This window comes from Paraburkholderia sp. Ac-20347, assembly GCF_017104805.1.
GTDB lineage: Bacteria > Pseudomonadota > Gammaproteobacteria > Burkholderiales > Burkholderiaceae > Paraburkholderia > Paraburkholderia tropica.
The window spans coordinates 1-21,749 of the sequence record NZ_JAAGPN010000142.1 but is presented as its reverse complement, the minus strand read 5'-3'; the positions used below and the strand labels follow the sequence as shown (position 1 = coordinate 21,749).

Sequence of the window (21,749 nt, the reverse complement as noted above, 5' to 3'; positions counted from 1 at the left end):
GCGCTCGCCCGGACCGGCGTGCCGTCGCGCCCGCCCCGTCACCGCAAACGCGCCCGGCACGCCGCGGCGCCCGAAAGGATCCGGTCATGGCAGAAAACACTCCGCCTCTCTCCCGCGCGGGCCGTCCCGCGCCGCAACCGTTCTCGCTCGACGTGATGCTCGAAAAGTACGCCAAGGGCGACGAGCAGAGCGCCGACGACATCTATCGCCGCGTCGCGCGCGGCGTCGCCCAGGCCGAGCCGCCCGCGTTGCGCGCCGAGATCGAAGCGCGCTTCCTCGACAATCTGCGCAACGGCGCGCTGGGCGCGGGGCGCATCATGAGCGCGGCGGGCACGGCCATCGAATCGACGCTCATCAACTGCTTCGTGCAGCCGGTCGGCGACAGCATTCAGGACACCGACGACGAAGGCCGCCCCGGCATCTACGTCGCGCTGCTGCAGGCCGCCGAAACCATGCGGCGCGGCGGCGGCGTGGGCTACAACTTTTCGGCGATCCGTCCGCGCGGCGCGCTGGTGAAATCGACGGGATCGAGCGCTTCCGGACCGTGCAGTTATATCGACGTGTTCGACGCCTCGTGCCGCACCGTCGAAAGCGCCGGGTCGCGGCGCGGCGCGCAGATGGCGGTGCTCGACTGCGATCACCCGGACCTGCCCGAATTCATCGAGGCAAAGCATTCGAAGGGACGCTGGAACAACTTCAACGTCTCGGTCGCGGTGACCGATGCATTCATGCGCGCCGTCGAAAACGACGACGTCTGGCAGCTCGTGCACCGCGCCGCTCCCTCGCCCGCGTTGCGCGCGGCGGGCGACCTCAGGCAGCGCGACGACGGTCTCTGGATCTACGCCGAAAAACGCGCGCGCGAGCTCTGGGACACGATCATGCGTTCGACCTACGACATGGCCGAGCCCGGCGTGGTGTTCATTTCGCGCATGAACGAGGACAACAATCTGCGCGCGCAGGAAACCATCCGCGCGACCAATCCGTGCGGCGAGCAGCCCTTGCCGGCGTACGGCTGCTGCAATCTCGGCCCGCTCGATCTCACGCGCTTCGTGAAGGCGCCATTCGCGCAGTTGCGCGGCGCGAAGCATGCGAGCGCGAGCGCCGCCGATCACAACTTCGACTGGGACGCGCTCGCCGCGCGCACCGCCACGCAAGTGCGTTTTCTCGACGACGTGCTCGACGTCACGCTCTGGCCGCTGCCCGAACAAAAGGCCGAAGCCGCTGCGAAACGGCGCATCGGCGTGGGCTTCACGGGACTCGGCGATACGCTCGTGATGCTCGGCATCCGCTACAACACCGAGGAAGGTTGCGCGTTCGGCGCGCGCGTCGGGCGCACGATGCGCGACGCGGCCTATCGCGCCTCGGTCGAACTCGCGCGCGAGCGCGGCGCGTTTGCGCTGTTCGACGCGAACACCTATCTCGCGCCCGGCACCTTCGCCTCGCGCCTGCCCGACACGCTGCAAGACGAGATTCGCGCGCACGGCATCCGCAACAGCCATCTGCTGTCGATCGCGCCGACGGGGACCGTGAGTCTCGCGTTCGCCGACAACGTCTCGAACGGCGTCGAGCCCGCGTTCTCGTGGACCTATCAGCGCACGCGCCGCATGGCCGATGGCGGCAGCGAGACCTTCGCGGTCGAAGACCACGCGTGGCGCGTGTATCGCGAACTCGTCGGCGAGGCGGACGACACGAACGCGCTGCCCGACTATTTCGTGAGCGCGCTGCAAATGAGCGCGCAGGACCACGTGCAGATGATGGCGGCGGTGCAGCCTTACGTGGATACGTCGATTTCGAAAACCGTCAACGTGCCCGCCGATTATCCGTTCGAGGACTTCGAAAATCTTTACCTCGATGCATGGCGGCGCGGGCTCAAGGGTCTCGCCACCTATCGTCCGAACGAGACGCTCGGCGCGGTGCTCCACGTCACGCCCGCGGCCACCGAGACGCCCGACGACGCGCAAAGCGACGCGCTGCTCGATCCGCTGCGCGTGGCAATCGACCATCGCCCGAAAGGCGAGTTGCCCGCGGTGATCGAGAAGATCGAATACCTCACGCAGACGGGCAAGGTCTCGCTTTACGTGGCCGTGTCGTTTCTCGAAGTGACGGGCCAGGTGGGCAGCGAACCGGTGACGATCGAGCGGCCCATCGAGTTCTTCATTCCCGTGGGTCAGCGCGACGAATCGCAGCAATGGATCACGGCGACCATGCGTTCGCTGTCGCTCGCGGCGCGCGGCGGTTTCGTCGCGCGCAATCTGCAGGATTTGCGCAAGGTGTCGTGGGATCGCGGTCAGGTGCGTTACGGCGAGACGCAGCGTCTCGACGGCAAGCGCACGCCGCTGTGGCACGACTCGGAAGTCGCGGCCATCGCCTATGCGATCCAGCAGATTCTGCACCGGCGCGGTTTTCTCGATGCCGAGGGACGTCAGGTGCCGTCGCGTCTGCTCGCGCAGCGACGCGCCGAGGCGCGGCTCGCGTCGCCGGACGCGTCGGGTGCGTCAGGTGCGGATGAGAGCGATGCAGCGGTGCGCGCCGGCGATCAGGTGCTCGACGGACCGAATGCGCTGCCCGCCGACGCCTCTCTCGCCGCGCCGCACGCGATGCTCGGGCGCAAATGCGGATCGTGCGGCGCGAATGCCGTGATTCGCCGCGATGGTTGTGATTTTTGTACGGCGTGCGGGGAAATCGGGAGCTGCGGTTAAGGTCTGCACGCCTGGGCGCGCGACTACCGCGCGCCCGGCTTTCTCCCCTGCGCACGGTCCAGCGGCATGGCATCCGGTCGGCTCAATTCAGAATTCCGCAAACATCAACATCGTTGAGTTTTCTCGTTTTTTTAAATTCAGGATTGCAATTCCCCACATCCCAATTTCATACGTGTCCGATTGCGAATCCTGCGTCAAACAACGTAAAGTCAGCGAACAAGATATGCTCAATACGACGAAATATCTCGATGGACGCTGCCAGAACTCTTACGCCTTCCGACTTGACGGAAAATCAGTGGACGGTATTGTCTCGACTGATCGCAAGCTTTCAAAGCTATAAGAAAACGGAAACGCGGGGCCGGCCACGTTGCAATCAGCGCGAAGTCTTCAATGCCGTGTTGTGGAAGATTTCACACGGATTGCCGTGGAATGCGCTGCCTAAATCGTATCCCAGTCACACAACCTGCCATCGCTACTTCCTGCACTGGTACGAGTCAGGATTTCTTCGTGAAGCACTAACCAGCCTGTTTGGCGACGCGGGTCGCGAGCTGTATCGCGCCGCGTTGAGTGGTACACGTCTGCCCAGATAGTCGCATCGATAGCGGACGTGTTCGCTGGAATGGTCCACCCGATCGCACGAATCACCTGATTCGACCTTCACGCCCGGAGACGATCATGAGAAAAACAGGCCGTCATTGCCGGCATAGAATTTACGCAGCGCATTCGTGTGAATCAAAACCAGTCACGCGCATTTTTCGGTCACGTCCGATTGAATCAGCAAAACTGCCTGTCTTAAGATGTCAACGCTCTCCCCAACGGACCTTAGGGAGCGCAAGCCCCTCACTGACAGGATGAGGTTCAGCAAGTCTCTTGTATCCTTACGCGCTCGAACGAGCGCGTTTTTTTATGGCGATTCAACTTGAACGCTGCGCGACGCGCAACGGGTAATCCCCGGTTTCGAGCTGTTTAGCGTCACGCGCTGGAAGATGATCGATCGCAGCGTTGTTCTTCAGCACGCGCAGCCATTCAACCCGCACCCGCCCGCTCCGCCAGATACCCCGAAAATCCCTCCACGATCCCGTTCGTCTCGCCCGCCCGCACGAGCTTGAGCACTTGCGATTCATAAGGATTACTGGACAATGGACGAAACACCGCGCGCTCGCCGCCCATCTTCCCGAGCGCGGCGGGCACGAGCGCGATGCACATACCGAATTCGACCATCGTCACCACGGTTTGCCAGAGCCGCGCTTCGTGGCGGATCTGCGGACTGAAGCCCGCCTCCACGCACGTCGCGATAATCTGATCGTGATAATGCGGCGACACCGAACGCGGAAACAGAATGAACGGCTCGCGCGCGAGCGCAGCAAGGTCGATACGCCGACGCTTCGCGAGCCGGTGCCCCGCAGGCAGACAGCACAGAAACGGCTCGGAAAACAGCGTCTGCGATTGCACCTCGGCCGGAAAGCGCCCCCAATGCGCGAAGCCCAGATCGATCTGCAAACGCTGCAACGCATGCACCTGCTCGATGGTGTTCATTTCGCGCAGCACGACCTCCACGGCCGGATGATCGGCCTCGAAGCGCCGCACCGCTTCGGGCAAGCCGCGATACAGCATCGAATTGACGAAACCGATGCGCAGCCGCCCCGCCAGCCCGTGCGCCGAACGCTCGGCGATGCGGCGCACTTCGTCGGCCTGTGCGAGCAGACGGCGCGCCTCTTCGAGCAGCACGAAACCCGCGTTGGTCAGCGCGACCGCCTTGTTGCTGCGTTCGAGCAGTTGCACGCCCAGTTGCTCCTCGAACTTGCGGATGTCGAAGCTCAGCGCGGGCTGCGAAATAAAGAGCCGCCGCGCGGCGCGGCCGAAATGCAGCTCTTCGGCCACGGCCACGAAATAGCGCAATTGCTTGAGTTCCATCGCGGTGTCTCCTCCGCTCGCCCGTGTTATCGATAGATGGTGCTTATCGTACAGGACATCGTTTGTATTGGACGGTTATCGTCGCCGCTCCTATTCTGCCTCCACTACGGCGCCACGCGCCCGTCCGAAGAACAGACAGGAGACATCGATGAGCGAATCCCCCGCCGCGCAAGCCAGCGGCGCGTCCAACATTCCCGACAGCCGCGGCATCAACTTCTTCAGCAGCGATCCCGGTCTGGCCCCGCTCCTGCGCAGCTATCTCGGCGACACGGCCTTCGCGGCCATCGAATCGCAGCTCGCCACGCTCGGCCAGCGCGCCTCCGACGAACTCGACACGCTCGCGCTCTCCGCCGATCACCATCCGCCCACGCTGCAGCATCGCACGCGTCGCGGCGAAGCGATCCAGCACATCGACAAGCATCCCGACTACGTCGCGCTCGAACGCGTCGCGTATGCCGAACTCGGTCTCGCGGCGATGAGCCATCGCGAACACGCGCCCGCGCCGCTCGTGAAATACGCGCTCACGTATCTGTTCGTGCAGGCCGAGTTCGGCCTGTGCTGCCCCGTGAGCATGACCGATTCGCTCACGCGCACGCTGCGCAAATTCGGCACGCCCGAACTGATCGCGCGCTATCTGCCGATGCTCGCCTCGCAGGATTTCGACACGCTGTTTCAAGGCGCGATGTTCATGACCGAGCAGGCAGCCGGTTCCGACGTCGCGCGCATCGCCACGCGCGCCGCGCGCGAAACCGGCGCGGACGGCACGCAAAGCTGGCGTCTCTACGGCGACAAATGGTTCTGCTCGAACGCTGACGCCGATCTTGCGATGGTGCTCGCGCGCGTCGACGGCGCGCCGGCCGGCATCAAGGGGCTCGCGCTGTTCCTGCTGCCGAAAACGCTGCCCGACGGCACGCGCAACACGTATCGCATCGTGCGCCTCAAGGACAAGCTCGGCAGCCGCTCGATGGCCAGCGGCGAGATCGTGCTCGACGGCGCGCAGGCGTATCTGATCGGCGAAGTCGGACGCGGCTTTCATCAGATGGCCGACATGATCAACATGTCGCGACTGTCGAACGGCGTGCGCGCCGCCGGTCTCATGCGCCGCGCGCTCACCGAAGCGCTGCACGTCGCACGCCATCGCGAAGCGTTCGGCCGCAAGCTCATCGACATGCCGCTGATGCAGCGACAACTGCTCAAGATGATGCTGCCCGCCGAGCAGGCGCGCACGCTCTTCATGCGCATCGCCACGCTGTTGCCGCGCGCCGATCAAGGCGACGAACTCGCCGCGAAATGCGTGCGCATCCTCACGCCGCTCATCAAGTTCCGAGCCTGCCGCGACGCGCGACGCGTCACCGGCGACGCGATGGAAGTGCGCGGCGGCGTGGGCTATATCGAGGAATGGAGCGACGCTCGACTCGTGCGAGACGCGCATCTCGGTTCGATCTGGGAAGGCACGAGCAACATCGTGGCGCTCGACGTCGCGCGCGCGGCGAAACGCGAAGGCGCGCTCGACGCGCTGGGCCGCTACGTGCGCGCCGAACTCGCCGAAGCCGGTTTGCCCGAGGCCAGCGCGTCGCTGTTGCGCGCCGCGTTCGAGCGCGCGTCGGCGGCGCTGGAGAGCGTCGCCGAATGCGGCCGCGACGAGTCGGTGCGTCAAGCGGCGAGCGCGCTCTATCACGCCACCACGGCGGCGTTCATGGCTTGCGAAGCCGCGCAGATGTCACGCGGCGGCGCGCAGGATTATCGCCGCCTCGCGCTCGCGCATCTGATCGTGCAACACAAGTTGCTGCCGCGCGATCCGCTCGCGCTCGACGATCGCGACGCGCACGCCACGCAACTTCGCGCGCTCGTCGACGAACAGCCGCTGTCGCTCGCGGACGCGATGCAACTGCTGCCCGCGCAGTGAGGCGAACGTCATGACGACCACCCAAGTGAAAGGCGCGCTGCACGGTCTGCGCGTGATCGATCTGAGCCGCGTGCTGGGCGGCCCGTACTGCACCCAGGCGCTCGCCGACCACGGCGCCGACGTCATCAAACTCGAACCGCCCGATGGCGATGAAACGCGCGGCTGGGGGCCGCCTTTCGTCGGCGATACGGCGTCGTACTACGTGGGCGTGAATCGCAACAAGCAAGGCATCGCCGTCGATCTGTCGCGCGAGGAAGGCCGCGCGATTCTCTGGCAACTGCTCGAAGGCGCGGACGTGCTCGTCGAAAACTTCAAGCCCGGCACGCTCGCGCGCTGGGGCATGGATTACGCGCGCGATCTTCAGCCGCGCTTTCCGCGCCTGATTCATTGCGCGATCTCCGGTTTCGGCCCCGACGGTCCGCTCGGCGGCCTGCCCGGCTACGACGCCGTGATCCAGGCGATGGCCGGACTCATGAGCGTGAACGGCGAAAGCGACGGCCCGGCGCTGCGCATCGGCCTGCCGATCGTCGACATGGTGACGGGCCTGAACGCGCTTGCAGGCATTCTGCTCGCGCTCGCGGAACGCGAAAAAAGCGGCCACGGGCAATCGGTCGATATCGCGCTGTACGACTGCGGCGTGTCGCTGCTGCATCCGCATCTGCCGAACTGGTTCGGCAACGGACGCACGCCGCAACGCAGCGGCAACGCACATCCGAACATCGCGCCTTACGACAGCTACGCCACCGCCAGCGCGCCGATCTTTCTCGCCGTCGGCAACGACCGCCAGTTCGCGAAACTGTGCGCGCATCTGGGCATCCCCGATCTCGCCGACGATCCTCGTTTCGCCGACAATCGCAGCCGCTGCGCACATCGTCCCGAGTTGAAGGCGGCGCTCGAAGCACGGCTCACGCAGCACGATTGCGCGCCGCTCGCGCGCGATCTGATTCAGGCGGGCGTGCCGTGCGGGCCGGTGCAGACCGTCGATGCGGTGGCGGCGCATCCGCATACGCTGCATCGGCACATGTTGGTGGAGATGCCGGGCTATCGCGGCACCGGCGCGCCCGTGAAGCTCTCGCGCACGCCCGCGACCTATCGCACACCGCCGCCCGCGCTCGGCGGCGATACGCGCGCGGTGCTCGACGCGCTCGGCATCGACGCCGACACGCAGCGCAAGCTGTTCGAGGCGGGCGTGGTGAAGGGCTCATAACGCGTGTAAGCAGGCGCAAACCGATACGGATCAAGACCGGCCCAAGCCGGCGAAACCCGACTAATGGAACTGGAGAGAGACATGACGAGCCTTCCCGCGCGACAACCCGCGCGCGCTTCGCTAGCCGCCTTCGTCGGCACCACCATCGAGTGGTACGACTTTTATATCTACGCCACTGCAGCCGCACTGATCTTCGGCAAGCTGTTCTTTCCCGCGCACGATCCGTTCTACAGCACGCTCGCCTCGTTCGGCACCTTCGCCGTGGGCTTTTTCGCGCGGCCCTTCGGCGGGCTCGTGTTCGGACATCTGGGCGATCGCATCGGCCGCAAGAAGGCGCTCGTCGCCACGCTTTCGATCATGGGCGTCGGCACCGTGGGCATCGGTTTTCTGCCGACTTACGAAAGCGCTGGCGCGCTCGCGCCGGCCTTGCTCGTCGCGCTGCGCATCGCGCAAGGCATCGCGATCGGCGGCGAATGGGGCGGCGCGGTGCTGATGGCGGGCGAGCATGCGCCGAAGGAAAAGCGCACGTTTCTCGCGTCGTTCGCGCAACTCGGCAGTCCCGCCGGTCTCATTCTCGCGCTGCTCGCGTTTCGCAGCGTCGCGCATCTCGATCACGCGGCGCTGTTCGCGTGGGGCTGGCGTCTGCCGTTTCTCGCGAGCGCCGTGCTGCTCGTGGTGGGTTTGCTGATCCGCTCGGGCGTGAGCGAATCGCCGGAATTCGAAGCGCTGAAACAGCAGGCGCGCACCGCGGCGTTGCCGATCGTCGAAGTGCTTCGCGACAGCTGGCGCGGCGTGCTGCTGTGTCTCGGTGCGAACGTGATCGGCGTGGCGGGCGCGTGGTTCGTCAACACCTTCATGCTCAATTACACGACACAGACGCTCGGCCTCGACCGCACGCTGATTCTCGATTGCCTGTTCGTGGTCGCGTTCATCCAGTTCTTCACGCAACTGGCGTCGGCGTGGTTCGCGCAGCGCGTGGGCGCGGGGCGTTTTCTCACGCGCGCCGCCGCGCTCGCGATGCTCTCGCCTTATCCGATGTTCGTGTTGGTTGCCACGGGCAAGCCGGTGGCGATCGTGATCGGCATTGCGATTGCCGTGATGTGCATGTCGAGTTCGTATGCGGTGATGGCGGGCTTCATGACGAACGCGTTTCCCGTGCGCACGCGCTACTCGGCCATTTCGATTTCGTACCAGTGTTGCGCGGCGCTCGCGGGCGGACTCACGCCGCTCGTCGGCACCTTGCTCGCGCACGCCTATCCCGGCCAATGGTGGCCGCTCGCGCTGTTCTACAGCGCGCTCGCGGGGGTGTCGCTTGTGTGTATCGCGGTGCTGCAGCGTCGGCAATCGTCGACCTCGCCCGCCGATGTGGCCATCGCGCTGCCGGAATAAGCGCGTGACCGGTCAGGCCGTCACACCGCCAGCGGCGCCGTAGAAATCGCGCTCATGAGGCGCGCGAGCGCCGTCTGCCAGGCCTCGCTGTGCCGGCCGCCCTTCACCAGCGCGTGCAGCATGTCGCGCTGCAGAGCATCGCGCTCCGCGCCTGCCGGCAAGATGTCGCCGAAGCTGATGAGCGCATCGGCGAGCGCCGTGCGCGCGGCGGCGTCGTCCGAATCGAGCAGGCCGCGCGCCGCCTCGGGCAACGTGGCGAGAATGAACGCGCGCTCCTCCCACACCACGAAGCGCGCGAGCCGCGTGAGCACGCTTTCGCCGACCGGCGCGACGGACACGCGCGCCGCGTTTCCAATCCAGCCGAGCAGTTGATCGGCGGGCATCGGCCGCGCGATCTCGTAGCCTTGCGCGCCATCCACGCCGAGCAGCGCGAGCGCCTTGAGCAGATCCGCGGAATCGACGCCTTCCGCCAGCACCAGCTTGCCGAGCGAATGGCCGAGGCGCGTGATCTGATACACCACGCGCAGCGCGTCGAGCGCGGCATCGCCGGCGATATGCGCGATTTCGCGGTCGATCTTGATCCAGTCGAACGGCAATTCGCGCAACCGCGCGAGGCCGCTATGGCCCGAGCCCAGATCGTCCTGCGCGAGCAGCACGCCGAGCGCGCGGAACTTGCCGAGAATCGCGCGCTGTCCGTGGCTCAGCGAAATCGATTCGTTCTCCAGCACTTCGAGCGTGAGCCGCCGGCTCGGACACGCGTGCGTCTCCAGCGCCTCGCGCGCCGCATCGAAATAACGCAGATCGTTGAGCGCGGCGGGCGGCAGATTGACCGAAATCTCCAGATCGTGACCGGCCGCGAGCCAGCGCGCGCGGTCGTCGAGCGCCTGGCCGAGACCGCGCGCGAACAGCGCGAGCAAATCGTCGGACGACAGCGCGAAGAGGAATTCGTCGGGCGTGAGCAGACGCTCGCCGTCGCGCAGACGCGCGAGCGCCTCGACCTTGCTCACCTCGCCGTTGGCGAGCGTGAGAAGCGGCTGGTAGTGCATTTCCAGCGCGCCGGTGCGCACGAGCGCGGCCCAATGCTGGCGCACGCTGACCGGCACCGCGCCGCCCAGCAGCCCGTCGTGGGTCTGCAACCGCGAGGCGACGCAGCTGAGCAGCGTCTGCAGCAATTCGATGAAAGCGACCTGGTCCGGTCCGACGAAGCCGCCCGGATACGCGCTGAACAGCATGACGATGGCGATCGGCGCATGCCCCGGCGCTGCGATCGGAATCGCCACCGACGAACGCAGGCCCTCGCGCGCGGCGACGTCGCGCCAGCGCTCGACGAGCGGATCGGTCTGATAGTTGACCACGCGCTCGGCGTGACCGCTGCGCCAGGCGCGCCCCACCGCGCCCTGGCCGTCGGGATGATCGGCGCGCACGCTGATCTCGTGGCCGTGCGCGGTCAAAACGGCCACCAGGCCGCCCTCGCCGCTGCCGCCCGCGCCCGCTTCGAAATGGAAGATGCCCGCTTCGTCGGGTCGCCCGATCGTGCAGGCGGTCACCTCGTCGTGACCGCCGAGCACGCTCACGAGTTGATCGATGAAATGCGTATAGCTGCCCGCTTCCCAGACGATGCGCGTGATGCGCTGAAGCACGTCCTGTTGCGAATCCTCGACGGCCTGGTAGGCCTTGAGCTGCCAGGCCGTGTCGCTGGTGAGGCGGCGCGCGTAGAGCGACAGCGCCTGGCCGCCCACGTCGCGGCCGATCAGCTTGTAGAGCAGTTCCTGGAGAATGCCACGGCTGCGTACGAGCTCTTCCTTGTCGAGCCCGACGACGGCATGAATGCGGCCGATGCGCATCGCCATCGCGGCGTGCTCCTTCGAGCTCAGGCCGGGATCGGCGAGTGCGAGCAGATTCTGGATCTGGCGGTCCTTGAGGTGCGCGAGTTCTTCCGCCGACAGCATTTCGAGGATGCGCCGGGACTTGGGCAAGCGCGCCAGCTCCTCGTAGAAGCGGTTCACCACGAGGACGGCTGATTTCCGCAACGCCTCGATCAAAGTTTGCATGCGCCCTTCTGCCTGTTGGATCCCTGCCGGGAAATCGGCCCTCCGCGCGGCGCGCAAAGCGGCGAGCGAAGAAAACCACCGCTCCAGGCTGAATCATAAGGCATGCATCACCGTCCGGCCGTGGCCTGCCGTACATAGCGCGAGGCGCGGACACGCCGCCGATGGCGGTTTCCGGCGCGAGTTTGGCGGAGCATGGCGCCAATTCCGGCGTTGGACGCCACGTGGCGCGCGCGCCGCGAATCGCGCTCGCCTACTTCCCGAAGGTCATGTTCAGACCGGCGAAGATCTGCCATTTCGGCACGCCCGCGCCCGAATGCGCGACGGAATATTGCGGCTCGACGAACACGTTGTAGATCGTGCCGCCCGCCTTCCACGCCTTGCCGCCGCCGAGGCCCACGGGAATGTACCAGGCGCCGTGCTGAAGATCGAACGTCCAGATGCCGGTCGAGCGGATATACCAGCCGCCCGGCAGATTGAAGATGCCGAAGGGCTGCGCCGTGAGCGACTGCACCGTGGGCCGCCCGCTTTGTCCGGCGAACGAATGCTGCCACTGCACCAGCGCGCCAAGCAGTCGCGCGCGCGTCGCGTTCACGACCACCGCCGCGAGCCCCGCCTGCCACTTGCCGGTGCCGAGCGTGGGATCGGTGGCCGTGGGCGCGGTGACGAGCGGACCGATGCCGATCTGCGTCGCGCCCTGGCTGACGAGAAAGATGTCGAACAGGTTGATATCGCCGAGACCGGTGTTATAGCCGCCGGACGGATCGGGCCGCGTGCTGACCGGCGCGGTCAGCCGGAGGATCTGCGGCACCGGCACGAGGCCATTCGGTCCAAGCGGCAGCGTGCCGCGCAGCAGCAGATCGTTGGTCACCGCGCTCGAACCGTAGAGCGACGGCGCGAACATGTTCTGCACGTTGAACGATGCGGCGAGGTTCAGCGGGTTGTTGCTCTTGTTGGCGTCGTCGGCCGAGTTGCTCGACTGGCTTTGCGCGTACGCAGGCATCGACAACTGCGCGGCGGCCAGCGCCAGCGTTGTCGCCAACTTCAGCGCCCATGACTTCGCCGACATCGGGCCCGGCGCGGCTGCGCGCCGCCGCGCCTCGGGTAACGGGCTGCGTTTCATCTGTCGTCCCCCAGAGTCGTGCGCCGCATCCGTTGCGCGGCGCTTCGTGTCGCTCCCTGCGTCTTGTCTGTGCGGTGTTGCGCTACGTTTGAATCACGGCGTCGACGGCCCGCAGAAACGGGAAATCGTGAGCTACGCGTTGCCGGGAATCGTCGGCACACTGCGCGCGAGCGGAACGCGATGCCGAGGCAATATGACAGAAAGCGCGACAAGGCAAGTCGGAGTATGCCGCCCGACGTGCCGGACTGCCATGCGCTCAGTCAAGCACCGGAATGCCCGACAAATCGCGCACGCGACTCTCTGCGCGACACATGCACAGGCGCGCGAAACCGCGCACCGAACACGCGGTACGCGCCTGCGAAGGAGAATGCCGGATCAGAGCGGCGTAACGAGCGCCTCGCCCGCGAAATGGCGTGTGGCGTTGTCGATGAAATTGCGCACGGTGGCCGCGCGCACATCGGGCGACGTGCCGGCCGTGTGCGGCGTCAGCACGATGTTGTCGAGCGAGATGAGCGCCTGCGGCGGTTCGGGCTCGCCTTCGTAGACGTCGAGGCCCGCGCCCGCAAGACGCCCTTCGCGCAATGCGGCGGCAAGCGCGGCCGTATCGACCACGCTGCCGCGCGACACATTGACGAGAAAACCTTGCGGCCCCAGCGCGTCGAGCACCGCGCGATCGATCAGATGTTCGGTCGACGCGCCGCCCGGCGTCGCGACCACGAGGCAGTCGCTCCATTGCGCGAGCGCCAGCGTCGAATCGAAATAACGCGCGCTCACGCCGTCGCGCGGCGAGCGGTTGTGATAACCGACCGGCATGTCGAAGCCCGCGGCGCGCTTCGCGATCTTCGCGCCGATATGCCCATAGCCGAGGATGCCGAGCTTGCGTCCCGTGAGCGTGGGCCGCATCGGCAGCGCGTCGCGCCAGATGCCCGCGCGCAAGGCGGCGTCGAATTGCGGGATCGCGCGCAACGCGGCGAGCAGCAGCGCGATCGCGTGGTCGGCGACGCAATCGGCGTTCACGCCCGCGCCATTGCTCAACGCGATGCCGCGAGCGCGCGCGTGATCGAGCGCGAGGTTCTCGTAACCCGCGCCCAGCGCCGCCGCGAATTCGAGCTGGGGCATCGCGTCGATCTCGTCCGCCGTCAGTCCCGTGGTGCCATTCGTGAGCACCGCGCGCACCGTGCCGCCCTCGCGCGCGACCGCCTGCTCGCGCTGCGGCGCATCGGGCGCATAGAGCACCTCGAAGTGCGCGGCGAGCGTGGCGCGGTCGGTGTCGGTGAGCGGGATCAGCACGAGCAGGCGCGGCTTCGAGACGGCGTTCATATCGACCTTGGGGTTCGTTACGTCAGATTAATTACGCTACGTTTTCACGGCGACTTCTAAAAATTCGATATCCGAATCAATTTCCGGTATCAAAGCGCCGACACATAGCGCTGCACCACTTCCACGCGCGGCGTGACCGCTTCGGCGGCGACACGCGCGCGGCGCATTTCGTCGGCGGGCGTGCAGCCGAACAGACGCTTGAATTCGCGGCTGAACTGCGAGGCGCTTTCGTAGCCCACGCGCACCGCCGCCGCGCTCACGTTCATGCCGTCGTGCGTAATCAGGAGACGCGCGTGATGCAGGCGCGTGGTCTTCACGTATTGCATCGGCGAGGTGGACGTCACCGCCTTGAAGTGCGCATGAAACACCGCGAGGCTCATGCCGGCCTCGGCGGCGAGCGTCACCACGTCGAGGTCGCCGCGATAGTCGGTGTGAATGCGGCGCAGCGCCTTGGCGATGCGGCCGAAATGTTGCTGATGCGTGAGCGCCGCGCGAATCGCGTCGCCCTGCTCGCCCGTGAGCACGCGATAGCAGATCTCGCGCACGATCGACGGCCCGAGAATGCGCGCGTCCGCGGGCTGCGCGAGCGCTTCGAGCAGACGCAGCACGGCGTTCGACAGCGGCGCGTCGAGCGGCGTGGCATAAATGCCCGCCGGCTCGGAGACGGCGCTGCCGCGCGTGTCGTTGAGCGCCATCAGCAGCTCCGCGACCATCGTCAGATCGACGCGCACCGAGATCGCGAGAATCGGCTTCTCGGGCGAGGCTTCGGTTTCGCATTCGAACGGCAGCGGCACCGAGAGCACGAGATATTGCTGCGCGTCGTAGATGAACACCTGATCGCCGAGAAAGCCGCGCTTGCGGCCCTGGCAGACGATGAAGATGCTCGGCTCGTACATGACCGGCTGGCGCGGATGGCTCTGGCTGCCGCGAAACAGGCGCACGCCGTCGAGCGGCGTCTGATGCGCGCCGTCGCGCTGCGTGAGCTGCATCATCAGCTCGACCACGCGGCGCTGCGTGGCGTCGTCGGCGTGCACCACGGGCGCGGCGCTCGCGCGCGAGACCAGCGGCGTCGAAATGACCGGCACGACCGGCGCGACGGGCTCGATTTGTGCTGTTTTCATGTCAGTTGCGCCCCTAAATTCATCGGGACGGAAAGAGAATCAGGCTTGCCAATCTATCACCGAATGCGCACGCGCGTGGATCGCCAGGAGAATCAGGCAAGTCTTCGATAGATTCAGGTATTCCCTGGGTGGAGCGCGATCCTTACGATGGGAACCCTGCCGCAACACCCCCGACCGCGACGCCGCGAGCGTTGCGTCCCGGCGTTTGCGCCTGCCTAGCCACTCAGTCTCAGGAGCCACCTCACTATGTACCAGACCTACGGATACGCCGCACAGGACGCCGGTTCGCCGCTCGCCCCGTTCGAATTCCAGCGCCGCGACCTGCGCGAACTCGACGTGCGCATCGACGTGCTGTACTGCGGCGTGTGCCACTCCGATCTGCACCAGGCGCGCAACGAATGGCGCAACACGATGTTCCCGGTGGTGCCGGGCCACGAAATCGTGGGCCGCGTCGCCGAAGTGGGCACGGGCGTCACGAAGTTCAAGGCAGGCCAGCTCGTGGGCGTAGGCTGTCTCGTCGACTCGTGCCGCACCTGCGCGAGCTGCGGCGAAGGCCTCGAACAGTATTGCGAAAACGGCTTTGTCGGCACCTATAACGGCAACGACCGCGTGAGCGGCGAAGTCACCTACGGCGGCTACTCGACGCAACTCGTGGTCGACGAAGCCTTCGTGCTGCGCGTGCCGGAGAACCTCGACGCCGCCGCCGCCGCGCCGCTGCTGTGCGCGGGCATCACCACCTACTCGCCGCTGCGCACGTGGGGCGCCGGCCCCGGCAAGAAGGTCGGCATCGTCGGTCTCGGCGGCCTCGGCCACATGGGCGTGAAGCTCGCCCATGCGATGGGCGCGCACGTGGTGCTGTTCACCACCTCGCCCTCGAAGATCGAAGACGGCAAGCGCCTCGGCGCCGACGAAGTCGTGATCTCGAAGGACCCGGAGCAGATGAAGGCGCATCTGAACAGCTTCGACCTGATCGTGAACACGGTCGCCGCGCAGCACGACCTGAATCCGTTCATCGAACTGCTCAAGCGCGACGGCACGCTCACGCTGGTGGGCGCGCCCGAGCACGATCATCCGTCGCCGCAAGTGTTCAACCTGATCTTCAAGCGCCGCCGTCTTGCGGGCTCGCTGATCGGCGGCATCGCTGAAACCCAGGAAATGCTGGACTTCTGCGGTCAGCACGGCATTACGTCCGATATCGAAATGATCAACATGCAGGACATCAACGACGCCTACGAGCGCATGCTCAAGAGCGACGTGAAGTACCGCTTCGTGATCGACCTCGATTCGCTGCGCAAGTAACACGCAGCACGCGCACAGACGTAACGCCTTGCCCCGCCGGGCCGTCCGTTCGGACGGCCCGCCAGCCCTTCCGCATCGAGGCTTTCGCGCCTCACGCAGCACCCGGCCGCACCTGCGGCACCGCTTTCGAGCCGGCGCAGTTTTACGCTTTTCGTGACCGTGTCACGCGCCGCCGAATAACGCTGACTAAAGCGCCGATCAAAGCGCCGATTAAAGCGCAGCTTTACACCGACTAACCGGAATCGTCCTGCAACCGCCGCGCGCCTGATCCGCGAGACGCCGGCTTTGCGACGCCTTTGGCCGCACGACTGTGGCGACCCGGGCGCGCCGCACACCTATTTGCAGTAGCCACGCGGAATTCGCTCAAGCCGTACCCGACCCATCAGGAGCTCGCCCGTGATCGACCGCATCCAGGCGATGCGCACGTTCGTCCGCATCGTCGATACCAACAGCTTCACCAAAGCCGCGCAATCGCTCGATATGCCGCGCGCCAGCGCCACCACGCTGATGCAAAGCCTCGAAGCGCTGCTCGGCACGCAACTGCTCGTCCGCACCACGCGCCGCCTTTCGCTGACGCCCGAAGGCGCGGCCTACTACGAACGCGCCTCGCAGATTCTCGCCGACATCGACGAGGCCGAAGCGAGCGTGCGCCAGACGCCCGGCGCCATCGGCGGACGTCTGCGCGTGGAAATGCCGGGGCTGATCGCCAACGCGATCGTGCTGCCCGCGCTCAACGACTTCCACACGCGCTATCCGCAGATCGACCTCGTGATCGGCGTGAGTCTGCGCAACGTGGACCTCGTCGGCGAAGGCGTGGATTGCAGCATCCAGCTCGGCGAAATGCCCGATTCGGGTCTCGCCGCGCGCCGTCTCGGCTTGCTGGAACACGTCACCTGCGCGAGTCCCGCGTATCTCGAACGGCGCGGCGCGCCCGCCACGCTCGACGATCTCGCGCAGCATCCCGTCGTGAATTTTCTGTCGCCGCTGACGGGGCGTCCGTACGAGTTCGACTTCGAGGTCGACGGCAGCCCGACCAAGGTGAAGGTGGACGGCTTCGTGCATGTTTCCGACGAATTCGCCTACCTGACCTGCGGTCTGCAGGGCTATGGGCTGATCCAGCCGCCGCTGCTCGCGGCCCAGCCGTATCTCGACAACGGCACGCTCGTCGAGGTGCTGCCGCAATGGAAGCCGCTGCCCACGCCGGTGTCGGTGGCGTTCGTGAAGTCGCGGCAGCTTTCGCCGCGCGTGCGCGTGTTCGTCGACTGGCTCGCCGAGCTGTTCGAGGACGCGGGCGCGCTCAATCGCGATCTGTCGCGCGTGCGTCAGTTGCTGGAGGGATTGCAGCCGGCTTGATGCGCCGGCTCGATGTGTCCGCCCGCGCGCGCGGCGCGATGTGCCGCCGCGCGCGTTGGGGCGTCAGTTCTGCGTGACGGCGGGCTCAAGCCGCGCTCAAGCCGCGCGCGTGAGCGCCATGCCGCGCCGCGCGTGAAAGCGCGTGACGGTCGCGTACGGCAGCCAGGCGTCGGCCTGATACGGCGCGACGCCCGAGGGATTGTGGAACCAGACGCCGTCGTCGTCGCGGCCGTGCACGAGAATCAGATGGCCGCCCTGCCGCGCGTTGTCGCGCTCGGGATAGCGGATTTCGGGGCTCACGGAGACGATCGCGAGCGTGTCCGGCCCGAGCCGCGCGGCGCTCGCCTCGATGCCCTCGTCGGTCATCACCTCGACGCGCACGCCGTAGGCCGACTCGGCCCAGTCGGCGAACGGACGGTAAATGAGGCCGTCCACGCCGCCGTCTTCGCGCAGGCGATAACAACCGTGGCGCAGCGCTTCTTCGAGCATCGCCGCGCGCGGCGCGTGGGCGATGCCCCAGTAATCCAGCGCCGATTCGAAGCAGGTCAGCCCGCACAGGCGCTTCGCCCAGAAGCGGTAGTCGCCCGGCTGCGCGAAACCGCTCGCGCGCCAGTCCGGGTCGTCGCAGGGATCGGCGTCGTCCTCGACGATGCGCGCCACCCACTCCGGACTGCCCCACTGGCTGTAATACGGCACACCATGATGGCGCAGCACGGCACCGCGTCCGGCTTCGCGCTGCGCTTCGTGCTTCGCTTCTTTCGCCTGGTGTTTCAAATCGGCCTGCGCATCGCGCTGCCCGTCACGCGCCACGTCTTCGTTCGCTGCGCCGGTCACGCCGGCGTTCACACGTCTTTCGTCCATACAGGCTCGCTCCGGCTCGTTGATCGAGGCAGGCGGCCACGCAAGCGGCCCGGCCTGCCGATTTCGCGTAAAACACCCATTGTCGCAGACGCGCCCGCATCGCCGCATGACCCCGCACTTACGTCATCCCTTCGATGGCCGACATTTGTATACAAAAACCATGAGCCATTTGTTAAATGATGCGTTTAGAATATTGTGCGCCCGCCTGACGGATCGACGATGTTCTGGCCGTCATGTGCCTGGCGCACGATAACAAACCACCCCCTTCGATCACCCCCTTTTTTATCGCCGTATGTCGAACGTTGCACACTCAACCGATTCGGCCACGGTCGCTGAGCGCGTACGCGAGCTGATGAGCCGTCACGGCATCGGCAAACGTCAGCAAACGACCGAGCTATGCCGGATCCTCGATCTGAGCTTTTCCCAAGGGCACCGCAAGCTGCGCGGCAACAGCCCGTGGACGCTCGCGCAAATCAAGAAGGTGGCCGAAGCGTTCGGCGAACCGGCGGGCCAGCTGTTCGGCGGCCAGTTGCTCGATCCGGGCATGGTCGGCGCGAGCGCCCAGGAAGCGCTGCTGTGCGTGAGCGCGGCGGAATTGCCGTGCACGGCGTGGATCGGCGCGCCCGTGGAGCCGGGCAGCCGTCCGGACTTCGTCGCCTATGAAAAACAGGGCCAATGGCGCGTGGTGCGCCCCGACGGCGCGCTGTACCAGAACGCGCGCGAAGTGCACAAGATCGAGATTTATCCGCGCCGCGCCGAAGCGGACAAGCCGCTGATCGCCGTCGTCGACGACGACCAGGCTTCCGCCGACAACCTGCGCGATTATCTGGAGCACAGCGGCTACACGGCCCACGCGCTCTACGGCCTCGCGGCGTTCGCCGAGGCGCTGGAGCAGCACGTGTTCGACGGCGTGGTGATCGACTGGCTGTTCGGCAACCAGACCGCCGCCGACGCGATCCGCCAGGTGCGCGCCTCCGAAAACCCCGAAGCGCCGATCTTCGTGCTCACCGGCGAACTGCTGACGGGCAAGGCGAGCGAATCGGAAATCAGCCAGGTGGTGCGCCACTACAACGTGGCCTGCTACGAAAAACCGGCGCGCATGGCGATTCTCGTCGCCGATCTCGGCAAGCGTCTGAACCGCGCCTAACCCGGCATGCGCGCCTCGCGCGGCGCGCTGAGCGCCCGCTGCAGCGCCGCGCGCAGCACTTCGTAATGCAAGGGCTTGGCGAGCGCCGCGAAAAAACGGTTCTCGCCTTCGACGGCCATGCTCGCCAGCGCGGCGACATCGGCGCTCACGGCGATCACGCGCGGCGACATCGCCCGCCACTCGCCCCTGCGCGCCTCCAGACCGGCGAGAAACGCGTAACCATCGCGGCCCGGCATGTGCAGATCGAGCAGCACCACATCGCAGGGCGACTCGGCGAGCAGCGCCAGCGCGCTGTCGGTGTCGCCCGCCGCGCGCGTCGCGTAACCCATGTGCGTCACCATTTCGCAGAGCGACTCGCGCACCAGCGGGTTGTCGTCCACCACCATCACCTGCGGCGGCGCCCACAGCGCCTGGATCGGCGCGGCCTCGGGACCGGCCTCGAGCACTTCGATGGCGGCGACCGGAATCGTCACCGTGAAGGTCGTGCCCTCGCCCACGCGGCTATCGGTGTCGATCCGCCCGCCGAACAGCTCCACCAGCCCGCGCACGATCGCGAGCCCCATGCCCGCGCCCTCGTAGCGCCGCGAGCGCGACGTATCGAGCTGCGTGAACTCCTTGAAGATCAGCGGAATCTGCGCCGCCGCCACGCCCGGCCCGGTGTCGCTGACCTTGATCGCGAGCGTCTGCGCGGGCGCGGTCGAGGCGCGCGGCAGCACGCCCGGCGCCGGACCGCTGAGCGCGAACTCGATGCTCACCGAGCCGCGCTCGGTATAGCGGATCGCGTTGGTCACGAGGTTGTTGGCGATCTGGCGGATGCGGTGCGGATCGGCCAGCACGCAGCGATGCGTACCGTGCCACGCGTGCGCGAACGCCAGCCCGCGGGCGCGCGCGGCCTGCTCGTTTTCATCGACGATCGATTGCAGCAGTTCGCGCGGATCGAACTCTTCCGGACGCAGTTCGAGCTTGCCCGCGCCGAGCCGCGCGTAGTCGGTGAGGTCCTTCATCTGCGCTTCGAGCTGGCGCGCGGCGGTTTCGAGCCGCCCGATCACCTTGCGGTCCGACTCCGAATGCGAGTTGAAGCCGAGCAGTTCGATCGACGAGACGATCGCATGCAGCGGCGTGCGCAACTCGTGGCTGATCATGCCGAGGAACGCGTCCTTGGCCATGCTCGCCTCGCGCGCGGCGCGGGTCGCCTGGTGTTCGGCTTCGAGCGCGGCGTGCTGCTGCCGGATCAGGCGCGTGCGCCGGTAGCCGTTCATGACGAGCAGCGCGGCGGCGGCGGCCGACAGCACCAGCAGCACGAGGCCCGCCGCAAACAGTTCGCGGCGCTTGGCGATGAAGTCGCGGCGGATGGCCTCGCGCTCGGTCACGTCGGCGAAACGGCGGTTCAGCGCGAGATCGGTCACGGCGCTCCAGCGCGCGTCGAGCGCTTCCAGCATCGGCACCGCGCGCTCGGGACTCTCGGGCAGCATGGCGATTTCGCCGTCGAACGGCGCGATGGTTGCGTCGATCGCGTTGAGGTCCTCTTCCTGGCGCTTCATCAGCGACGGCGTGGCGACGAGCGAGCGCGTCGAGCCCTTCATCACGTTGAGCTTCGATTGCAGGACTTCGTAGCGCAGCCGCACCTTGTCGATGTCGCGATCGATGCCGTCGGCGTAGATCAGCAACTGGCTCTCGAAGCGCGAGTAGGCGAGCTGCATCTGCGCGGCGTCCCAGTACAGGCCGTCGTAGTTGCCGGTGAGGCGCTGCACCACCTGCGGATTGAGCAGGTTCGCGTAGAGCAGATAGCCGACCGCGGCGAGCGGCGGCGCGAGCGCGACGACCCAGATCAGCACGTGCAGGAAGCGGCGCAGCGGGCGTTGCATGGCAGCGTTAAGGCTTGATGGTCATCGACACGATCTGCCAGGCGAACTTGGCGTCGCCGGCCGCGCCGTCGAGTTCGAGCGGAAACTGATCGCGCGGATAGATCAGGAACAGCGGGCCGAAGTCGCTGACCTTCAGGCGCTTGCCGTTCATCGCGTAGGCCAGCACCACGCCGTAACGGCGCGCGTCGGCGACCGGCACGACACAGGTGTAGTCGTCGATCGTGTGGATCTCGATCTGGCTGCCGTAAGCGCCGACGGTTTTCAGCACGTCGGCGAGCAGCGGACCGGTGAAGGTCGAACGCGGCGTCCAGGTCGTCGACGTGGAGATCGCGTGCGTGGGCAGCGCGAGCAACTGCTGCTCGCTGAAATGATAGGCGTCGTGCGTGGCGTTGTTGGTGACGCGCACCTGGCCGTTCACGTCGAGCGTCAGCCCGCCGCCGGTCGCGCCGGTCGCGCTGGACGCCGCAAGCGCGGTTCGCGACGGCAGCGCGGCGGCG

15 protein-coding genes are annotated in these 21,749 nt (G+C 66.6%); 7 read left to right on the top strand and 8 right to left on the bottom strand.

What is annotated here, in order from left to right:
• The first annotated feature begins 86 nt into the window (after positions 1-86).
• Positions 87-2,699, top strand: coding sequence for an adenosylcobalamin-dependent ribonucleoside-diphosphate reductase (locus G3N97_RS24025; RefSeq protein WP_205995439.1), 2,613 nt, complete (start codon positions 87-89; stop codon positions 2,697-2,699).
• Between the two features lie 1,026 nt (positions 2,700-3,725).
• On the opposite strand, the gene G3N97_RS24015 is transcribed toward G3N97_RS24025, so the two are convergent.
• A complete protein-coding gene (locus G3N97_RS24015) occupies positions 3,726-4,613 on the bottom strand; it encodes a LysR family transcriptional regulator (protein ID WP_205995437.1) in 888 nt (295 codons plus the stop codon).
• A 148-nt stretch (positions 4,614-4,761) separates the two neighbouring features.
• Here G3N97_RS24015 and G3N97_RS24010 point away from each other — a divergent pair, with 148 nt between their 5' ends.
• The 3 genes from G3N97_RS24010 (at position 4,762) to G3N97_RS24000 (ending at position 9,115) form a co-directional block, all read left to right on the top strand.
• A complete protein-coding gene (locus G3N97_RS24010) occupies positions 4,762-6,519 on the top strand; it encodes an acyl-CoA dehydrogenase family protein (protein ID WP_205995436.1) in 1,758 nt (585 codons plus the stop codon).
• Positions 6,520-6,529: 10 nt separating this feature from the next.
• Entirely contained in the window at positions 6,530-7,726 is a 1,197-nt protein-coding gene (locus tag G3N97_RS24005) for a CaiB/BaiF CoA-transferase family protein (protein WP_205995435.1), read from the top strand.
• 81 nt (positions 7,727-7,807) lie between these two features.
• Positions 7,808-9,115, top strand: coding sequence for an MFS transporter (locus G3N97_RS24000; RefSeq protein ID WP_205995434.1), 1,308 nt, complete (start codon positions 7,808-7,810; stop codon positions 9,113-9,115).
• Positions 9,116-9,135: 20 nt separating this feature from the next.
• Here the strand turns inward: G3N97_RS24000 and G3N97_RS23995 are convergent, their stop codons facing one another.
• From G3N97_RS23995 to G3N97_RS23980, 4 genes are all read right to left on the bottom strand, one after another.
• Complete coding sequence (locus G3N97_RS23995) at positions 9,136-11,166, bottom strand: EAL domain-containing protein (RefSeq protein WP_205995433.1); 2,031 nt, start codon at positions 11,164-11,166, stop codon at positions 9,136-9,138.
• A 250-nt stretch (positions 11,167-11,416) separates the two neighbouring features.
• On the bottom strand, positions 11,417-12,205 hold the full coding sequence (locus tag G3N97_RS23990; protein ID WP_241030797.1) for a hypothetical protein: 789 nt from the start codon (positions 12,203-12,205) through the stop codon (positions 11,417-11,419).
• A gap of 456 nt (positions 12,206-12,661) precedes the next feature.
• Positions 12,662-13,606 carry a 2-hydroxyacid dehydrogenase gene (locus tag G3N97_RS23985; RefSeq protein WP_205995432.1) on the bottom strand — a complete coding sequence of 315 codons (945 nt, stop codon included), beginning with the start codon at positions 13,604-13,606 and terminating at the stop codon, positions 12,662-12,664.
• An 89-nt stretch (positions 13,607-13,695) separates the two neighbouring features.
• A complete protein-coding gene (locus G3N97_RS23980; RefSeq protein WP_241030799.1) occupies positions 13,696-14,598 on the bottom strand; it encodes an AraC family transcriptional regulator in 903 nt (300 codons plus the stop codon).
• A gap of 375 nt (positions 14,599-14,973) precedes the next feature.
• On the opposite strand from G3N97_RS23980, the gene G3N97_RS23975 reads away from it, so the two are divergent.
• Entirely contained in the window at positions 14,974-16,026 is a 1,053-nt protein-coding gene (locus tag G3N97_RS23975; protein WP_065059463.1) for an NAD(P)-dependent alcohol dehydrogenase, read from the top strand.
• 396 nt (positions 16,027-16,422) lie between these two features.
• Positions 16,423-17,379, top strand: coding sequence for a LysR family transcriptional regulator (locus tag G3N97_RS23970; protein WP_205995430.1), 957 nt, complete (start codon positions 16,423-16,425; stop codon positions 17,377-17,379).
• 96 nt (positions 17,380-17,475) lie between these two features.
• Here G3N97_RS23970 and G3N97_RS23965 read toward each other — a convergent pair whose 3' ends face one another.
• A complete protein-coding gene (locus G3N97_RS23965) occupies positions 17,476-18,240 on the bottom strand; it encodes a C39 family peptidase (RefSeq protein ID WP_205995429.1) in 765 nt (254 codons plus the stop codon).
• Positions 18,241-18,532: 292 nt separating this feature from the next.
• On the opposite strand from G3N97_RS23965, the gene G3N97_RS23960 reads away from it, so the two are divergent.
• Positions 18,533-19,387, top strand: a complete 855-nt coding sequence (locus tag G3N97_RS23960; protein WP_205995428.1) for a helix-turn-helix domain-containing protein — start codon at positions 18,533-18,535, stop codon at positions 19,385-19,387.
• Here G3N97_RS23960 and G3N97_RS23955 read toward each other — a convergent pair.
• Positions 19,384-21,252: an ATP-binding protein gene (locus tag G3N97_RS23955; RefSeq protein ID WP_205995427.1), complete on the bottom strand. Its 1,869-nt coding sequence runs from the start codon at positions 21,250-21,252 to the stop codon at positions 19,384-19,386. The genes G3N97_RS23960 and G3N97_RS23955 overlap by 4 nt on opposite strands.
• Before the next feature lie 7 nt (positions 21,253-21,259).
• Complete coding sequence (locus G3N97_RS23950; protein WP_205995440.1) at positions 21,260-21,739, bottom strand: molybdopterin-dependent oxidoreductase; 480 nt, start codon at positions 21,737-21,739, stop codon at positions 21,260-21,262.
• Positions 21,740-21,749 lie beyond the last annotated feature (10 nt).